Source organism: Streptomyces neyagawaensis (genome assembly GCF_023516595.1).
In the GTDB taxonomy this organism is placed as follows: Bacteria; Actinomycetota; Actinomycetes; order Streptomycetales; family Streptomycetaceae; genus Streptomyces; species Streptomyces neyagawaensis.
This window is the reverse complement of the sequence record NZ_JAMGBG010000190.1, coordinates 1-11,001: the sequence shown is the minus strand read 5'-3', so window position 1 is coordinate 11,001 and position 11,001 is coordinate 1. Positions and strand designations below refer to the sequence as shown.

Genomic DNA, 11,001 nt, shown 5'->3' with positions numbered 1-11,001 from the left:
TGAAGGCGGGTACGGCCGAGCGGCGGTCGGTGTTCGAGGTCTTCACGCGGCGGCTGCCGGAGGGGCGGCGCTACGGCGTGGTGGCCGGAACGGGCCGGGTGCTGGACGCGGTGGAGAACTTCCGCTTCGACCCCGGTGTCCTCGGCTTCCTGCGTGAGCGCTCCGTCGTCAACGCGGAGACCCTCGACTGGCTGGCGGGCTACCGCTTCAGCGGCGACGTCTGGGGCTACCAGGAGGGCGAGGTGTACTTCCCCGGCTCGCCGATCATGCGGGTGGAGGGCACCTTCGCGGAGTGCGTGCTCCTGGAGACCGTGATCCTGTCCATCCTCAACCACGACTCGGCGATCGCGGCCGCCGCCTCCCGGATGTCCAGCGCAGCCGGGGACCGCCCGCTGATCGAGATGGGCGCCCGGCGCACGCACGAGCTGGCTGCCGTGGCCGCCTCGCGCGCCGCGTACGTCGGCGGCTTCGCCTCCACCTCCGACCTGGCGGCGGGCTTCCGCTACGGCATCCCGACCGTGGGCACCTCCGCCCACGCCTTCACCCTGCTGCACGACCGCGAGCGGGACGCCTTCCAGGCCCAGGTGGACTCCCTCGGCCGCGACACCACGCTGCTCGTCGACACCTACGACGTCACCGAGGCCGTACGGACGGCCGTGGAGGTCGCCGGGCCCGAGCTGGGGGCGGTCCGCATCGACTCCGGTGACCTGCTGCTGGTGGCCCACCGGGTGCGGCAGCAGCTGGACGAGCTGGGGGCGACCGGCACCCGCATCATCGTGACCTCCGACCTCGACGAGTACGCGATCGCCTCGCTGGCGGCGGCACCCGTGGACGCGTACGGGGTGGGCACCCAGCTGGTGACCGGCTCCGGGCACCCGACCGCCTCCATGGTCTACAAGCTGGTGGCGCGGGCGGAGTCCGCCGACCCCACGGCGCCGCTGGTGCCGGTGGCGAAGAAGTCCACCGGCGGCAAGACGTCCGTCGGGGGCCGCAAGTGGGCGGCCCGGCGCGTGGACGAGCACGGGGTCGCCGAGGCCGAGGTCATCGGCACCGGGCCCGTCCCGGCGGAGCTGGAGGAGCACCAGCTCCTGGTCCCGCTGGTCAGGGACGGCCGGGTCCTCGCCCGCGAGCCCCTGGACGTCGTACGGGACCGCCACACGGCCGCCCGCGCGGGGCTGCCGCTGTCCGCGACCCAGCTGTCGCGCGGGGAGCCGGTTCTCCCCACGGAGTACGTCTGAGAGGCGTACGCCGGGAGTCCGGGCCGGCCCCGGCCCAGGGGAGAGCGAGCGGGCGCGGGGTGGGCGCACGCCGGGAGTGGATCGGTGTGCGGGCGAGCGGGAAACTGGGGGTGCGGGCGCACATGGGGAGCGGACAGGTGCGGGGGCGCCCGATGTGCCCTGGTGTGAGCCGGTCAGCGCCCGCGTGCTCGGCCCGTGCCCCGGTCCACGCCTCGGACGAGCGCCGGATGCCCCCTCCCGAACGCCTCCGGAAGTCTCTAGGCTCGGAAGTTCGTAGTCCCGCAGAGATCGGCCGGGCCCGCACGCTCCCCGCGTCAGGAAACCCACTCCACACCGACCCAGAGTCGAAGAGTCGAAGGACACCGACACCATGCGCCGCGCCTTGATCGTCGTTGACGTGCAGAACGACTTCTGCGAGGGGGGCAGCCTCGCGGTGGCCGGCGGTGCCGATGTGGCCGCCGCCATCACCGAGCTGATCGGCCAGGCGGCCGGCCCCGGCTACCGGCATGTGGTGGCCACCCGCGACCACCACATCGCCCCCGGCGGCCACTTCGCCGACAACCCTGACTACGTCCACTCCTGGCCGGCGCACTGCGTCGCCGGCACCGAGGGCGTCGGCTTCCACCCGAACTTCGCCCCCGCGATCGCCTCCGGCGCGGTCGATGCCGTCTTCGACAAGGGCGCGTACGCCGCCGCGTACAGCGGTTTCGAGGGCGCCGACGAGAACGGCGTCTCCCTGGCGGACTGGCTGCGCGCCCGCGACATCGACGAGGTCGACGTCGTCGGCATCGCCACGGACCACTGCGTGCGCGCCACGGCGCTGGACGCCGCGAGAGCGGGCTTCCGCACCCAGGTCCTGCTGGACCTGACCGCGGGAGTCGCCGAGGAGACGACGGAGCGGGCCCTGGAGGAGCTGCGCGAGGCGGGAGTGGAACTCACGGGCAAGCCGGTGGTCTGAGCCGCGCACGCCCCAGCGCCGTCCCGCTCCCGGCAGCCGCCACCCGGCGCACCCGAGGGCCGCGGCACAGCCGGCGCGCCCCGCTCCCGCCGAGAGCGAGAGCGACCCTGCGCGCCACCGGCCTGAGACGTCACCAGGCCCCGTCCCAGGACGTCACCCGGTGTATCCAGCACCCACCCCTCCCGGCGAGCGGCCGCGCCAAGCGCCTCCGGCGGCACCGCTCCGCGCGGACGCCCAGCGGGCACCCAGCCGCCTCAGACGTGGGCCCGGGGCCTCCGCAGGAGGGCGCGGATGGGGTGCCAGAGCTCAGGGGTCGTGGATGTGGGGCAGACCGCCGACGTGCGCCATATCAGCCCGTCGGGGTGGTGCAGCACCGCCGTGATCTCGTCCGGCGTCGGAGGCGCCGCGTTGCCGCGGAGGTAGATCGCGCGCAGCCCCAGGTTGCGCAGCCGGGTGAGGGCGCGGGCCCGGTTCGCGGCCAGCACCAGCACCCGGACCGAGCCGTCGTCCGCCGGGGACACCCCGGGGAGCCCCCCGGCGGGGGCCGGCAGGGCCCGTGCGGGCGCCTCGACCCGGGTGGTCGGACCGGCCGGGACGGGGTCCCGGGGCGGCGGTGCCGGCAGGTTCAGGGCGACGACGACATTGCCGTCCGGCAGTTTGCAGAAACCTCCTGCGGCCATGCAGGTCACACCCCCGTGCGCGTCAGTGTCAATAAGAAGGCCACAGCACGCACCTAAACACGTCCGGCCGCGACCCGCCAAGGGGGTCGCGGCCGGACATGGTCTGACCTGCGGAAATGCTGGTTACTTCACCGCGGGGCCGACCAGGAGCGAGATCGTGGAGCCGTCCTTGGCCTCCTTGACGATCTTGATCTTGGTGTTGGTGTCAGTGATCTTGACACCGCCCGTCGGGTTGGTCTCGTCGTAGTAGGTGTTGGTGTGGTCGTTGAACGTCGACACACCCTTCGACGACGGGATCGTGGTGAGCACGTCGGCCTTGTGCAGCTTCAGGCCGTCGGTGCGGTACAGGCTGAACGGCGAGTCGTAGGACTGGATGCGGTTGCGCATCAGCGTCCCGTCGGCCCACTTGAGCGCCTTCGGGTGGGAGTCGATCGGGAGGACCAGGCCGACACCCGGGTGGGTGCTGGTGTTGTTGTCCGCCTGCGAGGTGTCCCACTTCCAGATCAGCAGACCGTTCTGGTACGGGTAGTGCTCCACCCAGTCCGGACGCGTGGTCGAGAAGCCGAAGTTGTACGGGCCGACCTTGAGGGTCTTGTCGTACGAGACGTACTGGCGGTTCTCCGCGATGTAGTACTGGTCGTAGTCGTCCGTGATGGACGCGCCGATGCGGGAGAAGCCCTTCGTCGTCCAGGCCGCGTCCGTGCTCTCCGCGTTGTCGGTGAACAGGGCGCCGCCGTCGGCGACCACGGAGATGCGGTCGGCCGCGAAGCCCTTGGGGGCCACGCCGCCGTCCGTCTGGTAGCGGAAGCGCAGGTCGAACTTCTTGCCCGCGTAGGCGTCCAGCGAGTACGACAGCTTCTTGTACGTGCCGGAGGAACCGGTCAGGGCCGACTTGCCGCTGGCGTCCTTCGGGATCGCCGCGCCGTCCACCGTGCCATCGATCGCGGTCCAGTTGGCGCCGCCGTCCGTCGACACCTCGGTGTAGAGATAGTCGTACTCGGCCTCGATGTCGTACCAGCCGTCGAGGGTGAGCGCGGCCGACGACTTGCCCGTGAGGTCCACGGAACGGGTCAGCGTGTTGGAGAGGTTGTCACCGCTGCCGCTCCACCACTGGCCTGCGCCCTCGGCGGGCTCGACGATCTCGGTGGTGACCTTCTTCTTGGGCAGCTCGACCACGAGGGCCTGCTTGTCCCAGGTGTTGTACGCGGCGAGGCCCAGCTTGTGCGTGGACTGCTTGCCGGCCTTGGCGGTGTCGAAGTTGAGCCAGCCCAGCTGCAGCTTGTCCCAGGCGGTCATGTCGCCGGGCAGGTCACCGATCTCGTTCTTGCCGGTGCCGAGCCAGGAACCGGACGACATCAGGGTCCAGAAACCCGTGGAGTTGTCGCCGTTGCCGGTGGTGTCGTAGTGGTCCGGCAGACCGAGGTCGTGGCCGTACTCGTGGGCGAAGACACCGAGGCCGCCGTTCTCCGGCTGGATGGTGTAGTCGCCGACCCAGATGCCCGTGTCACCGATCTTGGCGCCGCCGAGCTTGTTGCCCTCGGGGCCGCTCACACCGGCGTCGGTGCCGAACGCGTACCAGCGGTGGGCCCAGATGGCGTCCGTGCCCTGCGCGCCGCCGCCGGCGGACTCGTCCTCACCGGCGTGCACGATCTGGAAGTGGTCGATGTAGCCGTCGGGCTCGTTGAAGTCGCCGTCGCCGTCGAAGTCGTAACGGTCCCACTGGTCGTACTTGGCGACCTCGGCCTTGATCTGCGCGTCGGTGCGCCCGGCCGCCTTCTGCTGGGCGACCCAGGAGGTCAGACCGTCGCTGACGACGTTCCACACGCTGGTGCAGTTCGACTGGCCGCACTTGTTGTTGCCGTAGCGGGCCTCGTTGTAGGGCACCTTGACCCAGTCCGAGACCGTGCCCTCGACCGAGTAGCGGCCCGAGGACTGCTTCTCGTAGTACTTCTTCATCGACTCGGTCTTCTTGCCGGTGCCGAAGTACATGTCCTGGAAGTGCTTGCGGTTGTAGTCCGCCTGCCAGGCCGTGGAGTTGTCCTTCTTGCGGTTCGGCTTGGCGATCTTGTTGTGCAGCGGGCCGGGCGTGCCGCCGTACTGGCTGTCGATCTGGTTGCCGAACTCGACGAGGATCGTGAAGATCTTGTCGGTCTTCTCGCGGCCGAGCTCGACGTACTTGCTCTGACCCTTCTTGCTCTTGAGCTTCACGACCTTCGAGCCGTCACGGTTCTTGACCGTGGCGTCGCCGGATATGACCTGCTTGAGAGCTTCCTCGCGCTGGGCCTCCTGAGTCTTGCTCATGGGGCCTTCGAGGTCATGGTCGTGCTCGCCGTGCCCGGCGTGGTCCGCCGGGTCGTGGCGGTTCGCGGCGGCTGCCGTCTTGCCGTCGCCGTCCTGCGCCATCGCGTAGGTCGAGAAGGTGGCCGCGGCCGTCGCCATGGCGACGCTGATCGCCGCCGCCCTGAACGTCCAGGGTCTAGTGGTCACTTGAGGTCCTCCCCCGCGCCCGTCCGCGCGGAGGGGATGTCCTGGTCGTGGAGGAAGTCCGCGCGCGGTATACGCGTGTAGTCAAGTGACGACATTCGACTGGAGTTTCGAGAGAAAAAACAGATCTTGACTTGCACAGGTCAAGGCGCTAATGCCGTCTACGGGAAGCGCTTGTTCGTTATGCGGACGTTATGTACCGTCGCCAACCGGCGCGCATATGCGTCCACTTCCTGGACTCCATGACTCGGTGCGCCCCCTGTGCCCCCATCCCCGTGGGTCAGGTCACGCTTACCCGTCGTTCCCCTCGGGCACCCTGGCGAATAGAGTCGATTGGCGGAGCGCCGGACGTCGGCGGAAGCCAAGCCGACAGCACTGCTTCACCTTTGATTCGTATCCGCAACCTCCCCTCAGCGCGAGAGGCACGGGGAGACCCCACCCGAGGACACGATTGCCATGCCTCGTCCGACGACCGCACAGCTCGCCTACGGCTCCTGCACCGTGATCCTGTCCACCCTCGCCATGCTGCTGCTGTCACAGACGAGTTCCGGCGTGGGGATCGCGGTGATCGCCCTCTCCGCCCTCGCCCTGGGCCTGCTCGTCTCCCTGACCGTGCCGCTGCCCAAGCCGGCCTCGGCGAGGGCCTCCACCGTCGCCACCGGGAACGGGGTCAAGGCCCCGGCGACCGTTCCGGCGGGCGCGGCGCCCGAGCCGGTCCGGGAGCGGGAACCGGTGCACGAGCCGACGGCTTCCTGAACCACTTCGGCGCCCCACCCGGACGCCGCGCAGAAACGTGACGGCGGGCCCGTGCTCCATGGGCCCGCCGTTTCCGCGTGTGAGTCCGCTCACTCCGTGCTGACCACCACCGTCTTGGCCGCCTTGTCGTGCAGACCCTGTTTGAACGGCTTGTCGAAGAAGCTCCAGCCGCCCGCGATCGCCGTCCAGATGCAGGCGCAGCAGAAGGCGAAGGGGATCCACAGCACCGCCGCGCGCAGCAGCGAGGTCTGCGTCGAGGGCGTGTTGCCGTCGTTGAGGTTCGCCACCCGGAGCTTCATCACCCGCTTGCCGAGGGTCTGGCCGTTCCTGACCGTGAAGAACGTGTCGTACGCGATGTAGAGGACCGCGGCGAGCACTTCCTGCCCCACGGACCTGCTGAACTCGATGTCGTCGGTGTCGACGGTGTACTGGCTGATCCTGAACGCCCAGGCCAGCAGCCCCACGACGATGCCCACGAGGATCATGTCCATGAGGCGGGCGAGCACCCGCTTGCCGCTGTCGGCGAGCGGCGGCATCCCCAGGAGCGGGTCGTTGGGGAAGGCACCGCCGCCGTAGGGGTCGCCGCCGTAGGGGTCACCGCCGTAGGGCGGCGGCTCGTTGCCGTACGGGGGCGGCTGGCTGCCGTACGGCGGTTCTCCGGACGGGGTGCCGCCGCCTTGGTCCGGCGGGGGCTGCTTCCTGAACGGGTCGTCGTCCGGGGACCGACCGGAGCCGAAGGGCGGCGGTTCGCTGCTCATGGCCCGAGTCGACCGCGAACCCTCCGGCTCCGCATCCGGCACGGGCCGTACGGAGTACGAGTACGGCTACTCGCCGGCGACGAAGGTGTGGGCCGCCTTGTCGTGCCAGCACTGGCGCCACGGCTTGTCGATCACACACCACAGGACGCCGACGACACCGATGCCGAGCAGACCGGGGACGGTGTGGGCGAGCCAGCGGCGCAGGGACCCGCCGAACGACGGGGGCTCGTGGCCCTCGATGTCCCGGACCTCCAGGCGGAGCAGCTTCTTGCCGAGGGTGCGGCCCCACTTGGCGGTGGGCAGCACCTCGTAGAGGGCGCTCACCACGAACAGGACGCCCAGGATGATGCCCAGGTACACCGAGGTCGTGCCGTCGACCAGCCAGACGGTGACCTTCTCGCCGGAGAGCCTGGCCGCGTCGATCTTCCCCTCGATGTGGTCGAGCGCCTTGGTGCCGAACGGGACGGCGGCCACGGCGGTGACGGAACCGACGATCGCGCTGTCCACGAGGCGGGCCACCAGCCGCCGGCCGAGCCCGGCGGGGCGGGCCTCCGCCTGTCGTCGGGCGACCGCCTGGAACGGGTCCTCCACCACCGGCTTCCAGGGGGCGACCGGCTGCTCGACGTCCCCGCCCGCCAGCCGGTGCACCTGCTGCGCCCAGGAGGGCTGACCGCCGCCGGACCCGACGGCCATGGGTGTGTCGGCCGACTGCCGGACAGCGGTGGGCTGCTGGGGCAGGCCGGGGGCGGGCTGCCCGGTCGGCGGGGCCTGCGGGGTCTGCGGTACCTGCGCGAAGGAGCCGCCGACCGCCGGTTGTTCCGGCTGCCGTGGGGGCGGAGGGGTCGGGGTGAGGGGGGCGGCGGGCGCGGCGACCGCCGGGGACGCGGCGGGCGACTGCGGGGTGGGGGCGGCCTGCGGGCCCTGCTGCGGTCCGGAGGGCACGGCGGTCGGGGTCGGATCGGGGGCCGGCGGTGCGGCCGGTGCCGTCGCGGACGACGCCTGCGGGGCGAGCCCCAACGCCTGCTGGGCGGCGGCCTGCGCGCTGGTCAGCGGCGCGCCGAAGACACCCGGGGCCGGGCCCGCACCTTGGGGGCCCACGCCCTGGGGGCCCGCGCCCTGGGGTCCGGCTGCTGGGGAGTTCGTACGGAACGCCATGGTGCCGTCGGCCCGCGACGACTCCGCGCCCCCGCCCGCGCCGGTGTGGGGGCGGCGGAAGACCACCGTGCCCTCGGGTGCGCCGGTGTCGTCGTCCGCCGGGGGGATCGTCGCCGTGCCGTCCGTGCTCGCCGTGCGGCCCGACTCGGCGGCCGGGTCGCCCGCGTCCGCCGCGAGCGAGACCCGCGGGTCGGGGCCCTGGCCGGCCGGCCGGGGTGAACCCCAGGAGACGCGGCGGTCCTTGTCGCCCCCGAAGCCGGTCTGCCGGGAGCGGTCGGCGCCCCACGCGGAGGCGGGTTCGGGGCGGTTGCCGTGCAGGGAGTCGGCGGAGGGACGGCCGGCGGGCCCGCCCGGCTCGGGGTCCTCGTCGAAGAAGTGCGGGCCCGTCTCCTCCACGGCCGGTGAGCCGGGGGGCGGGGCGAGCGGTTCGCCGTCGGTGGGCGCCGGACGGCTCGTGCCCGGCACCCAGGCGGCACCGTTCCAGTACCGGACATATCCAGGAATGGAGGGGTCCGGGTAATACCCTTCGCGGGGCCTGTCGTCGCCGGGGGCCGGGGTTGGGGCGCTCATGTCCGTCGTCCCGTATCTGCTCGGGGGTGGAAGAGGGGGCATCCACATCTACCAGACGGGCGCAAGTCCCATGACCGCTGCCGCCGGACCCGCCCCTTTCGAGCACGGGATCTGCTACGGGCCGGGCCCGCGCGCGGGGCGTCCGGCCGCCCCTCGGCGCGGTCCTCGCGCGGCGTCGCGCGTCGTCGCACGGTCGTCGGCGCGTTCGTCGGAAAAAGTTCCGCGGACCCGCGTAATGATGAAGCCCCCGCTCCCCTCTCACTCGTACGGGCCCGCATCCGGGCCCCGCACCGGAGAGGAATGACCACCATGAGGCACACCGTCGTGGAACGCGAGCTGGAGCTGCGGCTCGTCCTGTCGCCCGAGCAGAGCGTCCCCGTACCGGCCAAGCTGGGCTACCGCAGCGACGACCCGTACGCCGTCCACATCACCTTCCACATCAACTCCGACCGGCCCGTGCACTGGACGTTCGCGCGGGAGCTGCTGGTGGAGGGGGTGTTCCGGCCGTGCGGAGGCGGGGACGTCAGGGTGTGGCCGACGAAGGTGTCGGGCCGCGGTGTCGTGTTGATGGCGCTCAGCTCGCCGGGCGGGGAAGCACTCCTGGAGGCGCCGGCCGCCGCCGTGTCGGCCTGGCTGGAGCGCACCCTGCGGATCGTGCCGCCGGGCGCGGAGTTCGAGATGCTGCGGATCGACGACGGGCTGGCCGAACTGCTCGCCCAGTGAGGCGGCCGGCTCAGAACAGCTTGCCCGGGTTGAGGATGCCCAGCGGGTCGAAGACGGCCTTCACCGCCCGCTGCATCTCCATGCCCACCGGGCCGATCTCCCGCGCCAGCCACTCCTTCTTCAGGATGCCCACGCCGTGCTCGCCGGTGATGGTGCCGCCGAGCTCCAGGCCGAGGGCCATGATCTCGTCGAAGGACTCGCGGGCGCGCCGGGACTCGTCGGGGTCTGTCGCGTCGAAGCAGACGGTGGGATGCGTGTTGCCGTCGCCGGCGTGCGCGCAGACCCCGATGGTCAGGTCGTACTTCTCGGCGATGCGCTCCACGCCGTCGAGCATGTCGCCGAGCCGGGAGCGCGGCACGCACACGTCGTCGATCATCGTCGTGCCCTTGACCGCCTCCAGCGCGGTCAGCGACATCCTCCGCGCCTGGAGCAGCAGTTCGGACTCGGCCGCGTCGTCGGCGGGGACGACCTGGGTGGCGCCCGCGGCCTCGCACAGCTGAGCCACCGCCGCGAGGTCGGCCGTGGGGTCGGGGGTGTCGAACGCGGCGAGCAGCAGCGCCTCGGTGGTCTCCGGCAGACCCATGTTGCCGAGGTCGTTGGTTGAGGGCGAGGACCGCGCGGACGACGATGCCGAGCGAGCCCTCCGAGCCGACGAACAGCCGAGTGAGGTCGTACCCGGCGACACCCTTGGCGGTGCGCCTGCCCGTCGACATCAGCCGGCCGTCGGCCAGCACCACGTCCAGGCCGAGGACGTACTCGGCGGTCACCCCGTACTTCACGCAGCACAGGCCACCGGAGGCCGTGCCGATGTTGCCGCCGATGGTGCATATCTCCCAGCTGGAGGGGTCCGGCGGGTAGGCGAGTCCGTGTTCGCCGACGGCGCGGGAGAGAGCGGCGTTGACGACGCCCGGCTCGACGACCGCGATCCGGTCCACGGGGTTGACCTCGAGGATCCGGTCCATCTTGGTGAGGGACAGCACGATGCAGCCCTCGGAGGCGTTGGCCCCGCCCGACAGTCCCGTACGGGCGCCCTGCGGGACCACCGGGACGCGCAGCTCGGTGGCGATGCGCATCACGTGCTGCACCTGCTCGACGGTCCGCGGCAGCACCACGACCGCCGGGGCACCGGCCTCGCAGAAGCTCGCCATGTCGTTCGCGTACGACGCCGTGACGTCCGGGTCGGTGAGCACGGCCTCCGGCGGCAGGCCGCTGAGCAGTCGGTCGACGAGGTTGCCGGTCACTTCGTCGCGCGGGGCTTCGATACGGCTCATGATCACAGGTTCGCACTCACGGCCATCGGTGTGAAGGCCGTCGCCGCCGACCGCCGGGTACGGGATGTGATCGCCGCGGGGACGCACAGTGATCGACATGAGCGGTGTGAGGAACGAGGAGTCGGCGGTACCGGGGTCGGACGGGGGCCGGGGGAACGGCGGGGAGGGCGGTGCCGGCCGGTGGTGGGACGACGCGGCGACCCGGGCCGCACGGTGGCGGGACGGCGAGGCCCGCTGGGCGGCACGGTGGCGGGACGGGAGGGCCGGCCGGGTGACGTGGTGGCGCGGCGAGGCGCCCTGGTGGCGGGGGCGGGCGGTGGCCGGGGCGCTCGTGGGGTGTGTCGTGCTCGGGGGCGGGCTGCTGGTGGTCGCGCCGGACGGGGACGGCGGGGCAATCGGCGCGGGGCG

Annotated in this window: 8 protein-coding genes and 2 pseudogenes; 5 read left to right on the top strand and 5 right to left on the bottom strand. The window is 71.8% G+C overall.

Annotation, left to right across the window (positions count from 1 at the left end; genetic code table 11):
- Both M8J73_RS42640 and M8J73_RS42635 read left to right on the top strand, forming a co-directional pair.
- A partial coding sequence (locus M8J73_RS42640; RefSeq protein ID WP_249829848.1) for a nicotinate phosphoribosyltransferase occupies positions 1-1,238 on the top strand: 1,238 nt, incomplete at its 5' end.
- 370 nt (positions 1,239-1,608) lie between these two features.
- Positions 1,609-2,196: an isochorismatase family protein gene (locus M8J73_RS42635; RefSeq protein WP_055541411.1), complete on the top strand. Its 588-nt coding sequence runs from the start codon at positions 1,609-1,611 to the stop codon at positions 2,194-2,196.
- Between the two features lie 254 nt (positions 2,197-2,450).
- On the opposite strand, the gene M8J73_RS42630 is transcribed toward M8J73_RS42635, so the two are convergent.
- Complete coding sequence (locus M8J73_RS42630) at positions 2,451-2,876, bottom strand: hypothetical protein (protein WP_055541412.1); 426 nt, start codon at positions 2,874-2,876, stop codon at positions 2,451-2,453.
- Positions 2,877-2,999: 123 nt separating this feature from the next.
- Positions 3,000-5,363 (bottom strand): immune inhibitor A domain-containing protein, encoded by a 2,364-nt coding sequence (locus M8J73_RS42625; protein WP_055541413.1) that lies wholly within the window; start codon positions 5,361-5,363, stop codon positions 3,000-3,002.
- Positions 5,364-5,816: 453 nt separating this feature from the next.
- On the opposite strand from M8J73_RS42625, the gene M8J73_RS42620 reads away from it, so the two are divergent.
- A complete protein-coding gene (locus M8J73_RS42620) occupies positions 5,817-6,116 on the top strand; it encodes a hypothetical protein (RefSeq protein WP_055541414.1) in 300 nt (99 codons plus the stop codon).
- 89 nt (positions 6,117-6,205) lie between these two features.
- Here M8J73_RS42620 and M8J73_RS42615 read toward each other — a convergent pair whose 3' ends face one another.
- Positions 6,206-6,874, bottom strand: a complete 669-nt coding sequence (locus tag M8J73_RS42615) for an RDD family protein (protein WP_055541415.1) — start codon at positions 6,872-6,874, stop codon at positions 6,206-6,208.
- Between the two features lie 66 nt (positions 6,875-6,940).
- On the bottom strand, positions 6,941-8,599 hold the full coding sequence (locus M8J73_RS42610; RefSeq protein ID WP_249829847.1) for an RDD family protein: 1,659 nt from the start codon (positions 8,597-8,599) through the stop codon (positions 6,941-6,943).
- A 309-nt stretch (positions 8,600-8,908) separates the two neighbouring features.
- Between M8J73_RS42610 and M8J73_RS42605 the strand changes: the two genes are divergently transcribed.
- A complete protein-coding gene (locus M8J73_RS42605) occupies positions 8,909-9,322 on the top strand; it encodes an SsgA family sporulation/cell division regulator (protein ID WP_055539019.1) in 414 nt (137 codons plus the stop codon).
- Between the two features lie 10 nt (positions 9,323-9,332).
- Here M8J73_RS42605 and M8J73_RS42600 read toward each other — a convergent pair.
- Positions 9,333-10,599: pseudogene (locus M8J73_RS42600) on the bottom strand (FAD-binding oxidoreductase).
- A gap of 91 nt (positions 10,600-10,690) precedes the next feature.
- Between M8J73_RS42600 and M8J73_RS42595 the strand changes: the two are divergent.
- Positions 10,691-11,001 (top strand): annotated as a pseudogene (locus M8J73_RS42595) (hypothetical protein); the annotation flags it as partial.